The sequence below is a fragment of the Corticimicrobacter populi genome, assembly GCF_003123725.1.
In the GTDB taxonomy this organism is placed as follows: domain Bacteria; phylum Pseudomonadota; class Gammaproteobacteria; order Burkholderiales; family Burkholderiaceae_B; genus Corticimicrobacter; species Corticimicrobacter populi.
In genome coordinates, this window is the sequence record NZ_QETA01000001.1 from 1,065,959 (window position 1) to 1,087,137 (window position 21,179).

At 61.3% G+C, this 21,179-nt stretch carries 20 protein-coding genes; 11 read left to right on the top strand and 9 right to left on the bottom strand.

Annotation, left to right across the window (positions count from 1 at the left end):
- Nucleotides 1-55: 55 nt before the first annotated feature.
- Complete coding sequence (locus DD235_RS16905) at nt 56-493, bottom strand: hypothetical protein (RefSeq protein WP_204524192.1); 438 nt, start codon at nt 491-493, stop codon at nt 56-58.
- Complete coding sequence (locus DD235_RS05135) at nt 490-1,656, bottom strand: nucleotide sugar dehydrogenase (protein WP_109060906.1); 1,167 nt, start codon at nt 1,654-1,656, stop codon at nt 490-492. The genes DD235_RS16905 and DD235_RS05135 overlap by 4 nt, the downstream gene beginning before the upstream one ends.
- A gap of 158 nt (nt 1,657-1,814) precedes the next feature.
- On the opposite strand from DD235_RS05135, the gene DD235_RS05140 reads away from it, so the two are divergent.
- From DD235_RS05140 to DD235_RS05155, 4 genes are all read left to right on the top strand, one after another.
- The gene (locus DD235_RS05140) at nt 1,815-2,666 is read left to right on the top strand and encodes a UDP-2,3-diacylglucosamine diphosphatase (RefSeq protein WP_164497333.1); all 852 of its coding nucleotides are present in this window, start codon (nt 1,815-1,817) and stop codon (nt 2,664-2,666) included.
- The gene (locus tag DD235_RS05145; protein ID WP_109060908.1) at nt 2,663-3,688 is read left to right on the top strand and encodes a glycosyltransferase family 4 protein; all 1,026 of its coding nucleotides are present in this window, start codon (nt 2,663-2,665) and stop codon (nt 3,686-3,688) included. Before DD235_RS05140 ends, DD235_RS05145 begins: the two co-directional genes overlap by 4 nt.
- A gap of 41 nt (nt 3,689-3,729) precedes the next feature.
- Nucleotides 3,730-4,890, top strand: a complete 1,161-nt coding sequence (locus tag DD235_RS05150; RefSeq protein WP_109060909.1) for a methyltransferase — start codon at nt 3,730-3,732, stop codon at nt 4,888-4,890.
- Between the two features lie 144 nt (nt 4,891-5,034).
- Entirely contained in the window at nt 5,035-6,600 is a 1,566-nt protein-coding gene (locus DD235_RS05155) for a methyl-accepting chemotaxis protein (protein ID WP_109060910.1), read from the top strand.
- On the opposite strand, the gene DD235_RS05160 is transcribed toward DD235_RS05155, so the two are convergent.
- Entirely contained in the window at nt 6,584-7,489 is a 906-nt protein-coding gene (locus DD235_RS05160; RefSeq protein WP_109060911.1) for a LysR substrate-binding domain-containing protein, read from the bottom strand. The genes DD235_RS05155 and DD235_RS05160 overlap by 17 nt on opposite strands.
- 108 nt (nt 7,490-7,597) lie before the next feature.
- Between DD235_RS05160 and DD235_RS05165 the strand changes: the two genes are divergently transcribed.
- Nucleotides 7,598-8,683, top strand: coding sequence for an NAD(P)H-dependent flavin oxidoreductase (locus DD235_RS05165; RefSeq protein WP_109060912.1), 1,086 nt, complete (start codon nt 7,598-7,600; stop codon nt 8,681-8,683).
- Here the strand turns inward: DD235_RS05165 and DD235_RS05170 are convergent.
- From DD235_RS05170 to DD235_RS05185, 4 genes are all read right to left on the bottom strand, one after another.
- The gene (locus DD235_RS05170) at nt 8,678-12,502 is read right to left on the bottom strand and encodes a PAS domain S-box protein (RefSeq protein ID WP_109060913.1); all 3,825 of its coding nucleotides are present in this window, start codon (nt 12,500-12,502) and stop codon (nt 8,678-8,680) included. The two genes, DD235_RS05165 and DD235_RS05170, sit on opposite strands and share 6 nt — an antisense overlap.
- A 3-nt stretch (nt 12,503-12,505) precedes the next feature.
- The gene (locus DD235_RS05175) at nt 12,506-12,886 is read right to left on the bottom strand and encodes a response regulator (protein WP_109060914.1); all 381 of its coding nucleotides are present in this window, start codon (nt 12,884-12,886) and stop codon (nt 12,506-12,508) included.
- Entirely contained in the window at nt 12,883-14,856 is a 1,974-nt protein-coding gene (locus DD235_RS05180) for a methyl-accepting chemotaxis protein (protein ID WP_109060915.1), read from the bottom strand. The genes DD235_RS05175 and DD235_RS05180 overlap by 4 nt, the downstream gene beginning before the upstream one ends.
- A gap of 106 nt (nt 14,857-14,962) precedes the next feature.
- Nucleotides 14,963-15,580, bottom strand: a complete 618-nt coding sequence (locus DD235_RS05185) for a LysE family transporter (RefSeq protein ID WP_109060916.1) — start codon at nt 15,578-15,580, stop codon at nt 14,963-14,965.
- A gap of 66 nt (nt 15,581-15,646) precedes the next feature.
- On the opposite strand from DD235_RS05185, the gene DD235_RS05190 reads away from it, so the two are divergent.
- Both DD235_RS05190 and DD235_RS05195 read left to right on the top strand, forming a co-directional pair.
- Nucleotides 15,647-16,585 (top strand): LysR family transcriptional regulator, encoded by a 939-nt coding sequence (locus DD235_RS05190; protein WP_109060917.1) that lies wholly within the window; start codon nt 15,647-15,649, stop codon nt 16,583-16,585.
- Nucleotides 16,586-16,749: 164 nt separating this feature from the next.
- Nucleotides 16,750-17,334 carry a LysE family translocator gene (locus tag DD235_RS05195; RefSeq protein WP_420810444.1) on the top strand — a complete coding sequence of 195 codons (585 nt, stop codon included), beginning with the start codon at nt 16,750-16,752 and terminating at the stop codon, nt 17,332-17,334.
- A gap of 46 nt (nt 17,335-17,380) precedes the next feature.
- On the opposite strand, the gene DD235_RS05200 is transcribed toward DD235_RS05195, so the two are convergent.
- Nucleotides 17,381-18,232: an SDR family oxidoreductase gene (locus DD235_RS05200; RefSeq protein ID WP_109060919.1), complete on the bottom strand. Its 852-nt coding sequence runs from the start codon at nt 18,230-18,232 to the stop codon at nt 17,381-17,383.
- 105 nt (nt 18,233-18,337) lie between these two features.
- Between DD235_RS05200 and DD235_RS05205 the strand changes: the two genes are divergently transcribed.
- Together DD235_RS05205 and DD235_RS05210 are read left to right on the top strand one after the other, a co-directional pair.
- A complete protein-coding gene (locus DD235_RS05205; RefSeq protein ID WP_109060920.1) occupies nt 18,338-18,790 on the top strand; it encodes a winged helix-turn-helix transcriptional regulator in 453 nt (150 codons plus the stop codon).
- Nucleotides 18,791-18,808: 18 nt separating this feature from the next.
- Nucleotides 18,809-19,225, top strand: coding sequence for an ester cyclase (locus DD235_RS05210; RefSeq protein WP_109060921.1), 417 nt, complete (start codon nt 18,809-18,811; stop codon nt 19,223-19,225).
- Here the strand turns inward: DD235_RS05210 and DD235_RS05215 are convergent.
- Complete coding sequence (locus DD235_RS05215; protein WP_109060922.1) at nt 19,222-19,611, bottom strand: nuclear transport factor 2 family protein; 390 nt, start codon at nt 19,609-19,611, stop codon at nt 19,222-19,224. The genes DD235_RS05210 and DD235_RS05215 overlap by 4 nt on opposite strands.
- A gap of 61 nt (nt 19,612-19,672) precedes the next feature.
- On the opposite strand from DD235_RS05215, the gene DD235_RS05220 reads away from it, so the two are divergent.
- Both DD235_RS05220 and DD235_RS05225 read left to right on the top strand, forming a co-directional pair.
- A complete protein-coding gene (locus DD235_RS05220; RefSeq protein WP_109060923.1) occupies nt 19,673-20,449 on the top strand; it encodes a DNA alkylation repair protein in 777 nt (258 codons plus the stop codon).
- A 10-nt stretch (nt 20,450-20,459) separates the two neighbouring features.
- Nucleotides 20,460-21,143 carry a DNA-3-methyladenine glycosylase I gene (locus DD235_RS05225; protein WP_109060924.1) on the top strand — a complete coding sequence of 228 codons (684 nt, stop codon included), beginning with the start codon at nt 20,460-20,462 and terminating at the stop codon, nt 21,141-21,143.
- Nucleotides 21,144-21,179: the final 36 nt, after the last annotated feature.

Sequence of the window (21,179 nt, forward strand, 5' to 3'; positions counted from 1 at the left end):
ACCCCTGCCGATCAAAGACGAAAACACCACCCCTGCTGCATCAGATTTCATCAACTCAATTTTCATATCCCTCCCACGACCAAAAAATACGCTGGTATTGCTCGTGATCGGGCATTACAAACGGTACTTTTTCACATACCTGCTTCAAAATCAGAACCAGATCCTGCCTCAAGGTCGCATCGTCCACATAAGCCTGGATACCCACCGCATACTGAAAAACTGCGTCTTTGCCAGGCATTTCACGCAGTTCTCCAGGCGCAATATCTTCCTCGTCGCAAGCCATGATCAGTACCGTATCACCAATGGGGCACTGCAGTGCGACACTTTCCAGTTGATTGATCCGTGCCTGTATGTCAGGTATGACGCGCCGGTATGCCCTCGTATAAAGCCGGTTCCTTGACACGAGCGCAATAGAAAAATCCATACTGTGATACCCATTCCCGCCTTTTCCAATCCGCCATTCTGCCACGACAGCGCCCGGCAACAGGCTCAATCCTGTCCGAACAGATCCCGCGTATAGATTCTGTCGGCCACATCATCAAGTTCGGCGCTGCGCCGATTGGCGACGATCACATCGCTGATGCGCTTGAACTCATCGAGATCGCGTACTACACGAGAATGAAAAAACGTCTCCTGGCGCAAAACCGGCTCATAGACCACCACCTCGACACCGCGCGCCTTGATACGCTTCATCACCCCTTGTACGGCTGACGCACGTAGGTTGTCCGAGCCCTCTTTCATCACCAGCCGGTAGATGCCCACGACCCGGGGCTGACGCCTCAGAATCGAGGCTGCCACGAAATCCTTGCGCGTACCATTGGCCTCGACGATGGCGCGGATCAGGTTGCTCGGCACCCTGTCGTAATTGGCCAGCAACTGGCGCGTGTCCTTGGGCAGGCAATAGCCGCCATAGCCAAAGGAAGGATTGTTGTAATGCTCGCCGATACGCGGATCCAGTCCCACGCCCCGGATGATCTGTCGCGTGTCCAGGCCATGTGTTTCGGCAAAGGTATCGAGTTCGTTGAAATACGCCACGCGCATGGCCAGATAGGTATTGGCAAACAGCTTGATGGCCTCGGCTTCTGTTGAGCCGGTCAGCAGCACCGGCACATCACTCTGCCGGGCACCTTCCTGCATGAGACGGGCAAAGGCTTCGCCGCGTGCCGACCGCTCACCGACGATGATGCGGGAAGGATAGAGATTGTCGTGCAGTGCGCGGCCCTCGCGCAGGAATTCCGGCGCGAAGAACAGTCGGTCCGATCCCACGCTCTGCCGCAAACTGCGCGTATAGCCTACCGGCACAGTCGATTTGATGACCATGGTGGCCTGCGGGTTGATGCGCAGGATATCCTGCACGACAGCCTCGATGCTGCGGGTGTCAAAGCGATTGGTTTCCGGATCATAATCAGTCGGCGTGGCGATGATCACAAATGCCGCCTGCCGATAGGCCTCATGTGGGTCCAGCGTTGCCTTGAAATCCAGTTCCGTATTCTGCAACTGGTGGCTGATGTCGGGATCCTCGATGGGTGACTGGCCCGCATTGAGCGCCCTGACCCGCTCCGGCACGATATCGAGTGCCACCACCTGGTGGCGTCGTGCCAGAAGAATGGCGTTGGACAGGCCGACATAGCCTGTACCCACGACTGCGATTTTCATGATCGACCTCTTTATCTGTATGGACGGCATGCAGCCAGTCCTCGCGTGTCTCCATCCTTCAGGTTAGGCATGTGGCATGACCGCTTCGTGGCAAATTGAAGACAGGTTCGTGACAGCCGACAGAACTGTTGTTGAAACCTGGCCGCCATCAAAATGACATGCAGCCGTCATGCAGGACTGGCGTAATACACGTCATGGATACGTCACACGCCCCGCTGCGCTATCGCGCGATCTGGATCTCGGATCTGCACCTGGGTACGTCAGGATGCAAGGCCGAACCACTGCTGGAATTCCTGCGCCTGCATGATGCAGATACGCTCTACCTGGTTGGCGATATCGTCGATGGCTGGCGGCTTAAAAAGCGCTGGAACTGGCCCCAGGCTCACAACGATGTGGTGCAGAAACTGCTGCGCAAGGTTCGCAAAGGCACCCGAGTGGTCTATATCCCGGGCAATCACGACGAGTTTGCCCGGCAATACGACCGGCAACTGTTCGGCGGCATTGAAGTACTGCTCGAGACCGAACACATGACGGCAGATGGCAAGCGACTCTGGATCACCCATGGCGACCAGTTCGATGGCGTGATCCAGTATGCAAAATGGCTGGCCTACCTGGGCGACCAGCTCTACACCCTGATCCTGATGCTGAACCACTGGTTCAACCGCGTGCGCAATCGCATGGGTCTGGGCTACTGGTCGCTTTCCCAGTATCTCAAGCACAAGGTCAAGGATGCCGTCTCCTTCATCTCGGCCTACGAACAGGTGCTGGTCAACGAAACACGACGACGCCAGTATGACGGCGTGGTCTGTGGCCACATTCACAAGGCCGAGTTGCGGGAAATAGACGGCATCCTGTACTGCAACGACGGTGACTGGGTCGAAAGCCTGACCGCTCTGGTCGAACACTACGATGGTCGCCTGGAACTGCTTGACTGCAGCCGTTACAGCCATGGCACGCATACCGAAGAAGCAACTGCCCACACCACGCAACACATCAGGGGGCAATCTTGAAAATTCTTCTGGTCACCGATGCCTGGTCGCCGCAGATCAACGGGGTGGTGTTCACGCTGCAGCAGACCCGCCGCATTCTGACGGACATGGGCCATACCGTGGCCGTCATCCATCCCGGCCTGTTCCGTTCCATCCCCTGCCCGACCTATCCCGAGATCCGCCTGTCGCTGGGTGCCGGACGGCGAGTGGCCGAACTGATCCGCAACTTTGCGCCGGATGCCCTGCATATCGCCACCGAGGGGCCACTGGGCATGGCAGCACGCCGCCATGCCCTGCGTACCGGCATGCCATTCACCACGGCCTATCACACCCGCTTTCCGGAATATATCCAGGCGCGCATCCGCCTGCCACTGGCGCTGACCTATCGCTGGCTGCGCTGGTTCCACGGCCCGGCTGCGCGCACCATGGTGCCCACCCGCAGCGTACGGGCCGACCTGTTGACCCACGGCTTCGACCCGGCACGCGTCATCGTCTGGTCACGCGGAGTCGATCTGGATACGTTCAGACCAGATCCTGCCGATCCTGAGGCCTGCCCTGCCCAACCCGCCACTCGGCCGGTATTCCTGTATGCAGGACGCACCGCCGTGGAAAAAAACCTGGATGCCTTTCTGAGCCTCTCCCTGCCGGGTGAAAAATGGGTCGTCGGCGATGGCCCCGTCCTGACCTCGCTCAAGGCCCGCTATCCGGACGTACGTTTTCTGGGGGCATTGCCACATATCGAGCTGGCACACTGCTACCGGATGGCCGATGTCTTCGTGTTTCCCAGCCTGACCGACACCTTCGGACTGGTCCTGCTGGAAGCCATGGCCTGCGGCTGTCCGATTGCGGCACTGCCGGCCTCGGCGACGATTGATGTGCTGGGTGACTCGGGTGCGGGGGTCATTGATGCCGATCTGCAGGCTGCCTGTCTGCAGGCCCTGAAGATTGATCGCAGCATCCCGGCAGCCTACGCATGTGGTTTTTCCTGGGAACAGACCACACGCGTCTTCTTCGAAGCACTGCAGCCCATTGAGGCGCAATGACACTGCTATGATGCCGGTTTGCCATCTTGCGATCGTCCGCCATGCCGTCCGTCCAGCCCGCTGCCGTTTCCCCACTCATTTTGGAATGGCAGGAGCATGATCAACCCTGTCGCGCCTTGTGGCGCGACCAGCACGGTACGCCCCCGCTGCGCCTGCAGGCAGCCGACGATACGCTGAGCGCCGATGCCGCCTACCGGCTGATCAGCCAGGGTACTGCTCTGGTCTGGCGCGGCGACTATCACAATGCCCGCCAGTTGCTCAAGGCACTGGCCAGCCGTGTGGACCGACGCCAGCAGCAGCCACGCCGCAATGACGCCGCCCCCCAGACACCCCAGTCTCAGTTTCACCAGCACCGTCTGCGCCAGTCCCAGCGCGCCCAGATACTGAATCGGCTGCTGATTCCGGTCGAAGCCGATGGCACGATTGCGCTGCGCCGTGCCCCCGATCTTGGCGAGGCCTGCCGGGCGGCGCTGGGGCCTGCCGGCCAGCCCGAACTGATCCCGTTGCGAGCACTGCAAGGCTATGTCGGCGCATGGGAGTGGCAAAAGAAAGGCATCGAGATTGCCGGCCTGCCTGCACGCATCCACGTGCCGCATGGCGTTTATTCACCGATCCGGGGCGAATACCTGCCGTTGCTGGCCAACGCCCCCCTGCCACCGGGTGCCCGCAGCGCCTTCGATATCGGCACAGGCAGCGGCGTGCTATCGGCCTTGCTGCTGCAGCGTGGCCTCGAGCGCGTCGTCGGCACCGACCTTAACCCCCGTGCGCTGGCCTGCGCACGCGACAACCTGGCCCGCATGGGCCATGCCGACACATTCCAGGCCGTAGCCTGCGACCTGTTTCCACCGGGTCGGGCCGACCTGATTGTCTGCAACCCGCCGTGGCTGCCGGCCAAGCCGACCAGCCAGATCGAACAGGCCGTCTACGATCCCGGCCACCGCATGTTGCTGGGCTTTCTGCAAGGTGTACCCCATCATCTCGAAGACGGGGGGCAGGCCTGGCTGATCCTGTCCGACCTGGCCGAGCACCTCGGCCTGCGCACGCCCCAGATGCTGCCGGAAGCCTTCGCTCAGGCCGGCCTGAGGGTTATCGGCCGCAGCGACACCCGGCCCGTCCACCCCAAGGCCCTGGATCGCAACGATCCTCTCTACGAGGCGCGCAGCCAGGAAACGACGACACTGTGGCGACTGGCGATCGCCTGAAGCCGTTGATCTGCCCTCGGGAATACCCGAAAACCGGGCTCCTCACGCCTTTTCGTCCCTAAATTCCGCAGTGCAACGCACGTTAACCTGCTCAGGAGACATTGCAGTCTGATTACATAACATAACGCATCAGAAGGAAGCATCATGGCCTTGCGCTCGATACACTCCCTGAGCCTGGGCAAACGCCTGGGCCTGCTCGTGACATTGACAGTGGCCGGCGTTCTGGCCATCACTGCCACCTTCCTGTTCTCCGAACGCACTCTGCTCATGCAGGAACGTGCCCAGGGCGTGCGCCAGACAGTGGAAACCGCCTACAGCCTGGTTGCCAGTTTCCATGCCCGCGCCCAGGCCGGGGAAATGAGCGAAGAAGCCGCCCGCCAGGCCAGCATCACCGCGCTGCGTGCCATGCGCTACAGCGGCAACGAGTACTTCTGGATCAACGACATGGACGCCCGCATCGTGCTCCATCCGATCCGCCCCGAACTCGAAGGCAAGGACATGAGCGACAGCCGTGATCCGACCGGCCTGCGTCTCTTTGTGGCCTTCGTCGACAAGGTCAAGGCCAGCGGAGCCGGTTTCGTGCATTACATGTGGCCCAAACCTGGCGGCGAAGCGCCTGTCCCAAAGGCTTCCTATGTGCAGGGCTTCGCACCATGGGGATGGGTACTGGGTTCCGGTGTCTACGTCGATACCGTACAGGCCACCTTCCTGCAACGTGTCACCTGGTTCGGCGGCGGCGCGCTCCTCTTGGCGCTGGTCCTGCTGGCTACCGGCATCGTCATTACACGCGGCCTGCTGCGCCAGATCGGCGGCGAGCCGGGTCCTGCCGCAGTCGCCACCCAGCGCATGGCTCAGGGAGACCTGACCAGCGACATCGTCGTCCTGCCGGGTGCCGAGGACAGCCTGCTGCACGCTATCCGCACCATGCGCGACAACCTCGCGCAAATCGTGCGCGGCGTCCATGCGGGCACGGAATCGATTGCCACGGCCGCGCACCAGATCGCATCGGGCAACAACGACCTGGCCAGCCGTACCGAACATCAGGCCAGTTCGCTCGAACAGACGGCCGCTTCAATGGAAGAATTCACTGCCACAGTCCGTCTCAATGCCGACAATGCCGGAGCGGCCGCAGCACTGGCCGCCTCGGCAGCCGAAGTTGCCACGCAAGGGGGCGTGGTCGTCGAGCAGGTCGTCAGCACCATGGGGGAAGTCGATGCCGCCTCACGCAAGATCGTCGATATCATTGCAGTGATCGATGGCATCGCCTTCCAGACCAACATCCTGGCGCTCAATGCAGCCGTCGAGGCAGCACGGGCGGGCGAACAGGGCAAGGGGTTCGCCGTGGTCGCCTCTGAGGTACGTGCATTGGCCCAGCGTTCCGCATCGGCAGCACGCGAGGTCAAGCAGTTGATCGATGCATCGGTCGCCAGTGTCGGACGTGGCAATGCGCTGGCCGAGGATGCCGGCAAAACCATTCGCGAGGTGGTTCGCAGCGTGCAAGGCGTGACCCGCATCATGGACGAAATCGCCACTGCCAGCCGCGAACAGTCCGACGGCATCACGCAGATCAACCAGGCCGTCAACAGCATGGACCAGGCCACCCAGCAGAATGCAGCTCTGGTCAGCGAGTCGGCTTCCGCCGCCGAATCGCTCAACGATCAGGCCGGGCAGCTCAAGTCCATGGTGGCGATTTTCAAGACCCGCGACTGACTTCGTCCTGGGCACCGGCCAGTAACTGCTCCGCCAGCCGATCCAGCAAGCGCTGGAAAGCCGGAGCGGCATATCCCTGCCGCCAGACCAGGCTGGTGGCAACATGCATCATGTGCCGGGCGGCAACGCCCGGCACGTCACCCGCCAGGGTCAGCACGCTGCGCGGCAACACGGTTACGCAAGCCCCGGCGGCCACGCAGGCCACCATGGCGTGATACGACCCCATCTCCTGCACGGTCCAGCCCGGCATCGCTGGCACACCCAGCCAGTTTTCGGCCAATGCACGATAGGTGCATCCCTGCGGAAACGCGGCCAGCGAACGCACTCGCCACGCATCCTGTGCTTTGTCAGCTTCGACAACAGGTGTCAGCATCAGCAACTCCTCGCGCCACAGACGCGTCTGCGCCAGATCCATGTCATCCAGTGCAAGCTGAGCATCCTCCCCGGCAGGCAAGGCCACGAACGCGCAATCCTGGACGCCCGTCCTGACCTGCTCCAGAAGCCGCCGGGACGGCCCGGTCGACACCTCCAGCCGGGTATCCGGATAGCACGCATGGTAATCCGACAGCACTGCAGGCAACCGACTGGCGGCCGTGCTTTCCATGCTGCCAATCCGCAATACACCCCCTGCCCGCCCACCCGTGACCACCTGGCGAGCCTCGTCTTCCAGCGCCAGCATGCGCTGGGCATACCCCAGCAAGCGTTCTCCCGCCGAAGACAGACTCAGACGCTTGCCGCTCCGGATAAACAGATCCGCCCCGATATCGGCCTCCAATTGCTGGATACGGGTCGTGACATTGGAAGGCACCCGGCCCAGACGAGTCGCTGCGCGTGTGATGCTGAGTTCTGCCGCCACGACACAGAAGATGTTAAGGGACTCCGAATCCATATATTCTTTATTGAAGAATAAAAAATATATTATATTCATAAAAAATGAATTTATTGCGTTATACCACTGCCCCCATTGACACACTTCATGTCCAAAGGACCACCCATCATGTCCCTGCCGATTGCCAGTCCGCTTTCCCGCCGGCTTGATCTGACCATTCCGCTCATCCAGGCTCCCATGGCCGGTGTCGCTACACCGCAACTGGCAGCAGCCGTCTCTCGAGCGGGCGCACTGGGTTCGCTGGCATTGGGAACCGTCAGTGTCGAACAGGCAGCCAATCAGATTGACAGCCTGCGCGCACTGACCGACAGGCCTTTCAATGTGAATTTCTTCTGCCATCAGCCACCGGCCCATGACCCTGCACGCGACAGCGCCTGGCTGACGTACCTGACCCCCCATTTCCAGAGGCTCGGTGCCACGCCACCAGCGAATCTGGCACCTGCGTATGGAACCGCGCTGGGCAATGATGCCATGCTGGAGATGCTGCTCGACCGCCGTCCGCCAGTCGTCAGCTTTCACTTCGGATTGCCCGATACCCGCTGGGTCACCGCCCTGCATCAGGCAGGCATCCTGTTGATCGCCTGCATCACCACGCAGGTCGAAGCAGATCAGGCAGAGCAGGCAGGCATGGATATGCTGATTGCCCAGGGCATGGAGGCTGGCGGGCATCGCGGCTGCTTCGACCCGGATCATGATGCCCGGCAAAGCCTGCCGGTGCTGCTGGGCCAGCTCAGGCAAAGCTGCCGCCTTCCCGTGATCGCGGCGGGCGGACTGATGGATGGCCGTGACCTGGCAGCCGTACAGATGCTCGGCGCTGCGGGTGCACAACTGGGTACGGCATTCATCCTGTGCCCGGAATCATCCGCAGCCCCGACCTACCGAGCCGCACTGCAGCAGGCACAGCCCGGCCAGACCGACATCACCGCCACCATTTCAGGACGGCCGGCACGCGGTCTTGCCAATCGCATGCATCACCTGCTGACAGCAGACGCGCCACCGATTGCCGCCTACCCCAATGCCTACACGGCCGGCAAGGCATTGATCCAGGCAGCAGCAACCCAAGGCAACCCGGCCTACGCCGCATACTGGGCCGGCCAGGGCGTCGCACGGGCACGTGCCATGCCCGCAGCGGCTCTGGTGCAATGCCTGGCAGATGAGTGGCAGCAGGCATTGCACGAAGCCTGCCAATCATGACGCAGGCGATTTTCTCCAGCGCGCCTGCGCACGTTGCACCACACTCAGTGCCGCATCGGTATTGAAATCTGCCATCGCCGCAGACAGAGCAGCCGCGCTGTCGCCCAGGGCATCGACATGCCGCGCCATCAGATCATCGAACAGGTCGAATGCCGCCATGTCGCTGCTTGCCAGCGCTTCGGCCAGGGCCGCCAGGCAAACTGCCAGGTCATTACCAGACGCCTGGGAGGCAGCGGAGTCCGGCATGTCCAGCACGGGCGGTTCATGCTGTGCCAGCCAGCCTGCATGTGCCTCCAGAGCCTCGGCCAGCATCTGCTCCAGATCCGTCACAGCATCATGCCAGTATGCCGGCAGCGATTGCCCTGACTCATCAGCCTCCAGACCACCCGCCACGACTTCGCGTTCAAGCACCGCGCAGGCCGCCGCCAGGCGATCCGCACCTGTGGCAGCCGCCGTACTTTTCAATTGATGAATGGTACTGCGCAATGCCCGCGCATCGGCCATCTCGAGCGCAGTACGGGCGGCTTCGAGCAGCCGCTTCGCAGCAGGCCTGAAATCCTCCAGCAGGCGACTGTACAGCACCTTGTCCTGCCCCAGCCTCGTCAGGGCAAGCGGCGCGTCGAATACCATTGCAGTCTCGTCCTGCAATGGCGCAACGGGCAACTGCCGCCTGACCGCCGGAAGCGTTTCCATAACGTCTGACCTGCGCTCATCGCGCAGGTAGCGTCGAATCACGGCCACCAGATCCTCAAGATGAAAGGGCTTGCCGATATGGGCATCCATGCCTGCCGCCATGCAGGCATCCCGGTCTGACTGCATGGCATTGGCCGTCATGGCGACGATGGGCAGCCCTGCATGTCGTCCATCCCGGCGAATCGCATAGGTCGCCTGCAGACCATCCATCACCGGCATCTGCATATCCATCAGGACCAGATCGTAGCCGTCAGGTTCGGCATCCAGTGCCTGCAAGCCCTGCTGTCCATTGGCAGCCACACGTACCCGTGCACCCTCCCGTTCCAGCAGACGGGTCGCCACTTCCTGATTGATATCGTTGTCTTCGACCAGCAGCAGCCTGATCCCCTCTAAACGGCGCACGACATGCTCGGACGATGTCGGGGGCGCATCCGGTGCGCGACCACGCAAGGCCGCGCACAGCATTGAAAACGTCAGCGGCTTGCACAGCACCGGCATGCCTGCCTGCGGCGGCCGCGGATGCGAAGTCGCCAGGACAATTGCAGGCGGGCAACCGGGATCCGGGCCATGCCGTAGACGCTCGATCAATAGCTCGTGGCCCGATGCCTCGGCACTGACCAGCGCCACGGCAGGCCAATCATGCAAGGTATCCAGCACGTCCCCTGCCTGTATCGCATCGCTGCATGCCACAACCTGCCATCCCCCCTGCTGCTCCAGCAACCGGCTCAGCATGGCACGGGAGACCGCATGCGGTTCCAGCAGCAAGGCCTGCGCACCACGGGTATCGTGACACACCCCACAAAGATGTACCTGCCGGTCACGACCTGGCTGCAACACGATTTCAAAGAAGAAACAGCTACCCTTGCCAGGCTCACTGTCAACGCGCAACTCCCCGCCCATCAGTTCCACCAGGCGATGACTGATGGCCAGGCCCAGTCCCGTTCCGCCAAAGCGGCGAGAGATGGACGCTTCTGCCTGGCTGAAGCCAGTGAAAATATGCCTCAGGGCTTCTTTGTTGATGCCGATACCGGTATCCAGTACCCGGCACTCCAGCCGAGCACCGCTGTCATCCTGGCTGACCAGGCGCAATGCCAGTCTCACCTCGCCACGCGCCGTGAACTTGATGGCATTGCCACCCAGATTGATCAGGACCTGCTTGAGTCGCAGAGCGTCGCCAATCAATACGGCCGGAATGGCCGGGTCGACATCGTAGATCAGCTCCAGCTTTTTTTCGCCCAGGGTGCCGGACAGGATCGTCGAGACATCAGAGAGCAATTCATCCAGCGCAAAAGGCTCTGGGTCCAGCTTCATCTTACCGGCCTCGACCTTGGAAAAATCCAGAATATCGTTGAGGATTTCCAGCAGCGAACGCGCTGCCCCTTCTGTCTTGCGCAGCAGATCAGCCTGTTCCGGGCGGACTCCGGTGGTTTCAATCAATTGCAGCAGTCCCATGATCGCATTCATGGGCGTACGGATCTCGTGACTCATGTTGGCCAGGAACTGGCTTTTACTGCGCGAGGCACTGTCCGCATTGACCAACGCCTGCTGCAGGTCGGTGATGTCGATGCAGAACATGACCCGCATGCCATCGGACGTGGCCGCCACCACGCGCTTGATCCAGCGCCCATTGCTCAGTTGCAGGCGCTGCTGGTGTGAAGGCTGGCGCCACATCGCCAACTGACTGGCATACCAGCCGTCGGGATCGGCACGCGCTGCCAGATAACTGCCGGCATCGATCGACAGTCTCAGGATGCGTTCGATCGGCATGCCGATACGGACTTCGTGACGCCGCTCTCCCAGAAGATCCAGGTATTTGTCATTGCACAGCATCAGCCGTTCCTGCGCGTCGTAAAGTGCAAAAGCCTCATCCAGCGCATCAATGGCAGAACGCAGGATACGCTCGCTGGTTTCGATGCGCAGTCGCGCCTCGACCTGGGCACTGACATCCTGTACCGCGCCCACCAGCCGGTGAGCACGGCCGTTGAGATATTCGACCTCACAGCTAACCCGCATCCAGAGTGCGATCCCATCGGCCTGCCGGATACGGATTTCCTGGGAAAATGCTTCGCCGGTGGCCATGGTATGCCGGACCCGTTCCCTGAACGCCTGCCACATTTCGGAAGGCAACGCCACCGGCAAGGCATCGACCCGCAGTTGCTCTCCCGGCAAGGCCAGGATTTCGCTGGCCGCCTCGGTAAAATACAGCGTGCGCGTATCCAGGTTGCAGTACCAGCCACCGATACCGGCGATCCGCCCGGTACGGGCCAGCATATCGCGGCTGCGCATCAACGCCGTGATGTCGTAGCGAATCGAGACATACTTGGCCGGCTTGCCGTCTGGCCCCGGCATCGAGGCGATCACACTGTCTAGCCAGTACAGCGAACCATCCTTGGCACGGTTGCAGATTTCGCCATGCCAGATACCACCCAGACCGATTGTCTCCCACAGATCGCGCCAGAACGCTGCATCATGCTGTCCGGAGCTGAACATGCGGTGATTACGGCCCAGCAATTCGTCTGCACGATAGCCACTGACCTGCACGAAACGCTCGTTGACACGGGTGATACGCCCCTGCAGGTCGGTTTCCGTCACAATGGCATGACGGTCCAGGATATCCAGCACCGTCTGGCGATCACGCAGCGCCAGCAATGTCATGCGACGCTCATTGCGCTGCTGGTCGATATCGATCTGCACCACCAAGTATCCCAGGAAACGACGTCGGGACAGGCTGTAAAGCGGATGTAGCTCGACAATCATGCAGCGCACCTCGCCGCGCTTGCTCATGAACATGACATCCCGGCGCAATTCGCGACGCGCCTTCAGGGCATCACCGACAATCTGTTGCGCAGCCGCGTCCTCGACACTGGCAAACAACAAGGCCTGCCAGGAGCGCCGGAGCAGATCCCGTTCGGCATAGCCGGTCAACTGAACATAGGCATCATTGCACCAATGGATACAGCCATCGGCATCCAGAAGGCAAGCGGCATCGCTGCGCAGGCGCAGCATGCCAACCATATGCACCAGACTGCGCCGAGCCCTTTCGTCAGACCAGCGCCAGCCAAACCAGCCGCACAGTACCAGCAGTGCCAATAGGCCACACGACCAGAGCAGGGCAGGAATCGGCATAGGCTACCCCGGTATCAATTGCGCCAGCTCGGTCGCCAGCACATCCAGCGCCAGAGGTTTCTCGACGAAACCATTGGCTCCCGCAGCCATGAAATGATGACGGGTTGCCTCGGTCACATAGCCGGAAATCATCAACACCGGCAAACGCTTGCCACCCGCCGTATGTTCGCGTGCGCGCAACGCCCGCAACGTAGCATCACCACAAGGATGTGGCATGTTGACGTCCAGCATCATCACATCGAAAGACTGCTCGGCCAGCAAACGCAGCGCCTTGTCGCCATCGCTTGCCAGTGCCCCGGTATGCCCCAGCTCCTTCAGTAATCTGGCCGCAATTCGCAGGTTGAGCACATCATCATCAACCACCAGGATACGCAATGTCTTCATTCCAGACCAGCGGCACTGCGGATGGCCTGGGTCAGCGTCTGACCGGCCCGATGCAACGGACGATTGGTCGCCAATGCCTGCTCGGCCTCATCCATCTGCCGGCGGTTGATCAAGTCAGCCACGGCCCCCACCTCGGTATGGAAATTACGATGGGCGCTGAACAGTGTCGCAAAGGCTGGCTCGCCTTCGAACTGCTGGCGTCCGGGTCCGAGCAGCCAAGCGCCCAGCGCGCAGCAATCATCGCGCCCGGCACGCTGATCAATGGTCAGTTTGCGGTTGATCGCATTGCGCAGCGTCACCCGCCATTGCTGGTGGCTGGCGATGGCCTGCTCGAAATCGATATGACCGGCATCATCAATCACATCGCCACGCTGCTGGCGACGCAACTCGACGGCATCGGTCTCGGCCAAAGTGGTGTCCCTTTCGGTCAGGCGGAACACACGGATGGTATTGTGGACCAATGCCACCTGGCGGTTGAGCGAGTTGGCAGATGAAGCCAGATCCTCGACCATGGCGGCATTCTGCTGAGTGATCGTATCCAGCCCTGAGATCGCATCATTGATCTGGCCCACGCCTGCCGACTGCTCCTGCGAAGCATGGCTGATCTGCTCAAGGACTGCACTGACCTCGCCGACTGCGCCAGTCACCTCCCCCATCCGCGCCAGGGCATCGGCGGCACGCTGGCCCCCTGCCATGACTCGCTGACCGGACTCTTCGATCAGGCTGCGCACTTCCTTCGCTGCACCGGCCGTACGCTGGGCCAGCGCCCGCACTTCGGCGGCCACTACGGCAAAGCCGCGTCCCTGTTCGCCCGCGCGTGCCGCTTCGACCGCTGCATTCAAGGCCAGGATATTGGTCTGGAATGCCACACCCTCGATCACATGAATGATGTCCTGGATACGCTGAGAAGACTCCTCGATTTCCTGCATGGTGCTCGCGACGCTCTGCACGGCGCCATTGCCACGCTCTACAGCCTGTGCGGTCAGGCGGGCACGTTCGGCACCTTGCTGGGCCAGTTGCGTGGTCTGCTGGATAGTGCTGTAGATCTGCGCCATGGTCGCAGCTGTTTCTTCGAGGTTGCTGGCCTGCGTCTCGGTACGCGCCATCATGTCCTTGTTGCCATTGGCAATCTCCTGGGTCCCTCCCAGCAGATTGGCCACTTCATGGCGAACATCGCGTACCACCGTACGTACCGATACATTCAACTGAGCCAGCGCAAGTTGCAACTGGGCGACTTCGCCCTTGCCTGTAACCTGGACAAAACGCGACAGGTCCCCGCCTGCCATCAGGTTGGCCGTGGCGACGACCTGCCTCAGAGGCCCCAGAATCAGATGCATCATCAGCCAGGCGGCGCATACCGCCCCCAGAACCGCCACGGTCGCCACGCCCCACACCGGCGCACCCGCCAATACAGCAGCCAGCGGCATGAGAGCAGCCAGCAAAGACAGCGCCACGATCTGCCCACGCATGCCGGGCTTCAGCCAACGTCCCAGACGTCCCGGCAGCGTGCAACGCACCACCGCACCACGCTGCAGGCCGTGCACCCGCCGTCCTTCCGAGGCTTCCTGGCGCATCATGGCATAAAGACTGTCGGCCGCTGCAATCTCGTCATCGGCTGCGCGCGTACGCACCGACAGGAAGCCGACGGTGCGCTCGCCATCACGAACGGGGGTCACATTGGCCCTGACCCAATAGTAGTCGCCGTTCTTGCGACGATTCTTGACCAATGCCGTCCAGGGCAGACCTGCCTGGATGGTTTCCCACATATCCCTGAAGGCTTCTTCGGGCATATCGGGATGGCGCACGATATTGTGCGCCTGCCCCAGCAACTCCGATGGATTGAAGCCGCTGACAGCAATGAAGTTGGAATTGCAGTAGGTAATGCGTCCTTTCAGATCCGTGATCGAGATCAACGTCTGATCGGCGGGAAAGGCATAGGCGTTTTGGGTAACCGGCAGGTTATTACGCATTATTTAAAATCCCGTCGCGTTGTGAAACGAAATTCTAATTCAAGCTCTCTCTACCAGCCAGCGATATTAGAGTGTCGGTTTATCGCATCAGACGGATTGATCCACATCATATTTTCGCCAGGCCCAGCAACACGCCAAAGCCAACCAGCAAGGCACCAAACACCCGATCGATCCAGTGACGAAACGCCAGGAGTTTCAACCTCACCTGCCCAGCAGAAAAGCACAACGCCACCAGGCTGAACCAGACAATATGTGCCAGTGAGATAAACACACCGTAACCAATCTGCACAGCGAACGGCGTCTGCGGCCCTACCACTTGCATGAACAGACTGACGATAAAAATCGTGGTCTTGGGATTGAGCGCATTGGTCAGAAAACCGACGCGCAGCGCCATGAAATCTGAAAGCGCCACGGCCGGCTGCGCGATATCCTGCTGCAGAGCGGTCGGGCGGCTACGCAGCATTTTCACCCCCAGCCAGACCAGCCAGGCCGCCCCCACCAGTTTGACCACACCAAACAGCCAGGGCGACTGCCGAATCAACAGCCCCACACCCAGCAGCGTGTAGGCCACATGCACCAGCACACCCAGCCCGATGCCCAGCGCAGTCAGCACGCCGGCACGCCGCGACAGCACCAGGCTATTGCGCGTCACTATCGCAAAATCCGGCCCCGGACTCATCACCGCCAATATCGTGATGGTGACAACAGCAAGCAGTTCCGTCATGATTCATTCCAGCACAAATGGGTATAGAGCCGCGATCCTAAGCCATTGCTTACTGAATGAAAAACGATGATTGCTGACCAATATAGTGAGCCAGACTCACAGAATTCTCGACACAGTCTGCCGCCGCTGGGTGCCCTGCGCTGTTTCGAGGCAGCCGCACGCCTTGAGAATTTCAGCCGGGCCGCCGATGAGTTGCACCTCACGCACGGAGCCATCAGCCGGGCAGTGCGTCAGGTGGAGGTACATCTGGGACTGCCCCTTTTTGAACGTCGCCAGCGCCGAGTCTTCCTCAATGATGCCGGCAGGCTGCTGTTTCATGCGGTGCGCGATGGCCTGGAAACGATCCGACAGGCGGCCGACGCTCTGCGTACGCACCCTCGCCCTACCCGCCGATGGGTACTGTCCTGTGAGCCCACGCTGCTGATGCGCTGGCTGATTCCCCGCTGGCCGGCGTTCCAGGCTCGTCACCCCGAACTGCAGATTCACCTGAGCGCAGGGGGCGGCCCATTTACCTTTGATGACGGTATTGACCTGGCGATCCGTCGCGACGATTTCCCCTGGCCTGCCGGCACACATGCCGAACCGCTCTTTGCGGAACGGGTCGGCCCGGTCTGCCGTCCCGATCAGGCTGCCACATGGTTTTCCGGCACGGAAACCCAGGCACTGCGGGCAGATGCGCCCAGGCTGCATACGCATACGCGCCCGCAAGCCTGGAGCGAATGGGCCAGGCACGCAGGACAGCGTCTCCGCCCGGCCAGGCAGCCGACAGCAGGACACCCCCAATGGTTCGAGCATTTCTATTTCAGCCTGCAGGCAGCCATCGCCGGCCTGGGCGTCGCCATTGCGCCATGGCATCTGGCCTGCGACGACCTTGCCAGTGGCGTCCTGTCGGCCCCGCTGGGCTTTGTGGAAGATGGTTCGCACTACTGGCTGCTGTCTCCCGGCCCCGCTGCCGTCGGAACGGTGCCACAACAGTTGCTGGCATGGCTGCGGAAAATCGCCTGAACTGCGACAAAAAAGATAAGATGTCACGGCAGTGATCTATCTCTCTGCCGCGCATCCAGTGCCAAGCAAAAAGTATCCAGCCTGCCCCCGACTCCATCTACAAGCAACCCGATATCGTGCCAGAAGTCTCCAGCCTGATCGCCTTCGCACTCGTGTCTCTCGGCATGGTGCTCACCCCCGGCCCCAACATGATCTACCTGATCTCGCGTTCGCTCTGTCAGGGGCGACGTGCCGGTCTGATTTCACTGGGCGGCGTCGCCCTCGGCTTTGTGTTCTATATGCTGTGCGCAGCCTTCGGCATTACCGCACTGGTCATGGCCGTTCCATACGCCTACGACGCCTTGCGCATCGGCGGTGCACTTTACCTGCTCTATCTTGCCTGGCAGGCCGTAAAACCCGGTGGCCGCTCTCCCTTCCAGGTACGCGATCTGCCTCATGACAGCCCGCGCAAGCTGTTCCTGATGGGATTCGTCACCAACCTGCTCAATCCCAAGATTGCCATCATGTATCTGTCGCTGCTGCCACAGTTCATCGCGCCGGATCACGGCAGCGTGCTGGCGCAGTCACTGATGCTCGGTTTCGTCCAGATCCTGGTCAGTGTCAGCGTCAATGCCCTGATCGCCATCATGGCCGGCAGCATCGCCGTCTTCCTGGGCGGCCGTCCGCTCTGGCAGGTCATCCAGCGCTGGCTGATGGGCACCGTGCTGGCCGGACTCGCGGTACGGATGTTCCTGGAAGGCCGGCGCTAGGGCGATACACCAGGCAGGGCGAATCGGCCTCTTGGCCGGGCTTGGCTCAGCGTGCTGCCAGCGCCTGTGCCACAGCCTGCTGCAGTGAGGTGGTCGGACGGCCGATCAGCCGGGACAGCGTCTTGTCCTCCGAGAACAGGGCTCCCCTGGATGCCCCGACGTCCCACGAGGCAATGGCAGCCGCCAGACCTTCCGGCAAGCCGAACCCCACCAGCGCCTTGGCATACTCGGCTTCCGGCAAGTCCTGGTAGACCACCTGCTTGCCACTCTGGCGGCTCACTTCTGCAGCCAGGTCCTTCAGCGTCCAGGCATGATCGCCTGCCAGTTCATAAGTCGCCCCCTCGTGTCCCGTACCGGTCAGGGCTGCGACGGCCGCCTCCGCAAAATCCTCGCGCGTAGCCGAGGCAATACGCCCCTCGCCGGCGCTGCCGATCAGGGCACCATGTGCCAGTGCCGCGTCGAGTGCGCCGAGATAGTTCTCTGTATACCAGCCATTGCGCAGAATGGTGTAAGGCACCCCCGCAGACTTGAGCTCGGCCTCGGTGGCGCGATGCTCGTCCGCAAGACTCAGCGGTGAATGATCCGCCCCCAGCAGGCTGGTGTAGACGATACGCTTGACGCCGGCCTGCCGGGCCGCCGCAATGACATTGGCATGCTGGACGGCGCGCTGCCCCACTTCGCTGGAAGAAATCAGCAGCAGCGTGTCGACACCCGCCAGGGCCGGCACCAGCGTTGCAGGCTTGGCATAGTCGGCAGCGCGTGCCGACACCCCCAGCGACTGCACTTTCTCGGGACTGCGCACCAGCGCCACGATCTGGTCGGCAGGCACCTTCTGCTTGAGTTTTTCGATCACGATACGACCGAGTTGGCCCGATGCACCCGTTACAGCAATAGTCATGTGAATCTCCTTGGTTGAACGAAAAAGCAAACTTCCACTCGACTATAGACCCAATACTGACTTATAGTAAGTACATACATAAATGTAAGTATATAGATATTGGATATGACGACCTCCCCTATCCTGCATGCATCAACCCAACCCGCAGTCGTTGCAGAGCCCGCCTCGCTTTCCGAAAAACTGCTGCGCGGCGATGTGATGGCGACGGCCTGTCCATCCCGCGAGATCCTGACCCACCTCACCAGCCGCTGGGGCGTACTCGTCCTGCTGGCGCTGCTGGGCGGTACGCAACGTTTCAGCCAATTGCGACGCAACATCGGCGGCGTCAGTGAGCGCATGCTGGCCCAGACACTGCAGTTGCTCGAGAAAGACAGAATGCTGGAGCGACATGCCCACAAGGTCGTGCCACCCCACGTCGATTACACACTGACACCGCTGGGCCACGAGGCCGCCATCCGCGTCAGGGAACTGGCCGACTGGATTGAATTGAATCTCCCTGCGCTGACGGACGGCGCACAGGCGAACGGACCCGGCGAACTGCCACAACCCGCCCCCTGATACAGACAAGGCATTCCCATGAACACCCATACCGCTATCGCCCAGGCTTTCTATCACGCCTTCAACAATAATGATGTCTCAGCCTTCGACCATCTCCTGGCCGCCGGCTGGGTCAACCATCCCGCCGACCCCGGCCAGCCCAATACACCAGCAGGCTTCAAGCGCGCCGTCGAACTGACCCATGCGGCATTCGAGCGCTTTCACATCGACATCGAGGCCGTCGTGGCCGAGCACGATCTGGTCGTCTGCCGGATCACCATGCGCGGACGCCACGTCGCCGATTTCGACACATGGAAAGCGTCCGGCCGCGAGGTATGTTTCAGTGGCATGGACATGCATCGCATCGACGCTGGAAAAATCCAGGAAACCTGGCATTTCGAGAACTTCGACGGACTAAAAGCAGCAGCCCCGGCCGGGCAGGTGGACACCCACTAGATCATGGCAGCCCGCACCTGGGCGCTGTCGACATACTGTTCCATGCTGATGATTTGCCCGTCCCGCAGTTGATATAGGTGGGCAAAGCTCGCTGTCATATGCTTGCCGGTCAACCGATAGGTACCTGAATACACCCCGAACGCAGCTACCCGCTCACCCTCGGCGAGATAGGTATGCACCTTTGCCTGGTAGCCGTCCCACTCCGTGGCCAACCGCTGAAAGACATTACCGACGATCGCCTCCGGTCCGACATACGTCCCTGCATAGGGAAAACCAGCCGCCTCGGTCCAGGTTGCGTCCGGTGCCAATACTGCAAGCAGATTCCTGCCATTTTCCTCGGATGTACCTTCGTAATCAGACCAATACCCGGATCGCCTACACTGCACATACCCCTGACACGTCCAGCCAGACGAATCAGCCACCAACCTGCCCCCCAAGGACCGCCGCTTGAATACGCCATCTCCCCGCAAGGGGGCCACCCGCACCGCCGATATTCCAGCCGACGTGCTGCACGCACTATCCTGCGGAGAAATGCAAAGTGCCACGCTGGCCGAAAGCCTGGCGCTGGATCAGGCCCGACTGCTGCGTACCGTATTTCCGGATCTGCCCGGGCACGCATTGCAGGCCGCCGATGCAGCCTGCCAGTTGGGCATTCTCAAGCGCATGGCAGCCATCGGCAACATCCTGCTGGATACGCTGGGCAGCGCCGGCCTCGCCACCTGCCAGACACACCCTGCCGACACCGTACGCGGCTGGGCCTGCTTCATGATCGGCGCACAACCCGACCAGCCTCTTGCAGAACGCCTGGCCGCCATCCAGCCACTGGCGGATGATAACCACTTCGGCGTACGCGAATGGGCCTGGATGGCCATACGCCCGCACCTGGCCGTGCAACTGGAAGCAGCCATTGCCCTGCTGACCAACTGGACCTCCTCCCCGTCCGAACGCCTGCGCCGTTTTGCCTGCGAAGCGCTGCGGCCACGCGGTGTCTGGTGTGCTCACCTGCCCCCATTCAAGCAACAGCCTGAACGCGCCTTGCCTATCCTGCAACCTCTACGGGCAGACCCGTCAGTCTATGTGCAGGATTCCGTGGCAAACTGGCTCAATGATGCAGGCAAGGATCAACCTGCCTGGGTTGCCGATCTGTGCGACCAATGGCTGCAGGGACAGCCGACAACAGCCACGCAGCGGATCTGCCAGCGTGCGCTGCGTAACCTGAAATGAAGGAACGACAGTGCAGTTAACCTACCCATGGCTCTACGACACGGTACGCGCACGTTTTGACTCCGATGCCGAACTGGAAGCCTTTCTGCCTCAGGCACGTACGCCGGACGAATTGCGGCACACCCGAGACGCGCAATACCTGTCGGCCATGAGCCGACGGGTCTTCCAGGCCGGTGTGCAACACACCATGGTCGATGCAAAATGGCCGGTGTTCGAACAGGTCTTCGCAGGTTTTGAACCGGAGCGCATGGCCCGGCTCGACGCAACCGCCATCGAAAACCACATGCAGAACAAACAGCTCATCCGCGACCGCACCAAACTGCAGACTATCCCCGGAAATGCCCGCTTCATCCTCGATATATGCGCAGAACAGAACTGCAGCTTCGGTGCCTTTATCGCTGCCTGGCCAGTGACCGATATCATCGGCCTGTGGAAGCTACTCGCCAAACGCGGGGCCCGGCTGGGAGGACGCTCGGCCGCCGGCTTCCTGCGCCTGGTCGGCAAGGACACCTTTTTGCTGACCAGCGATGTCGTGGCGCGGCTGGTCGCGGCAGGCATCATTGCCCGCGAACCCACCAGCCAGCGCGACCTGCAGGCCGTGCAGGATGCATTCAATACATTGCACCAGGAATCAGGCCGACCCCTATGCCAGTTATCAGCGCTGTGCGCGCTGAGTATTCATCCGGCGTTTTAGAACGGATCAACCGTTATGTTGCAGGAATCGGGCCAC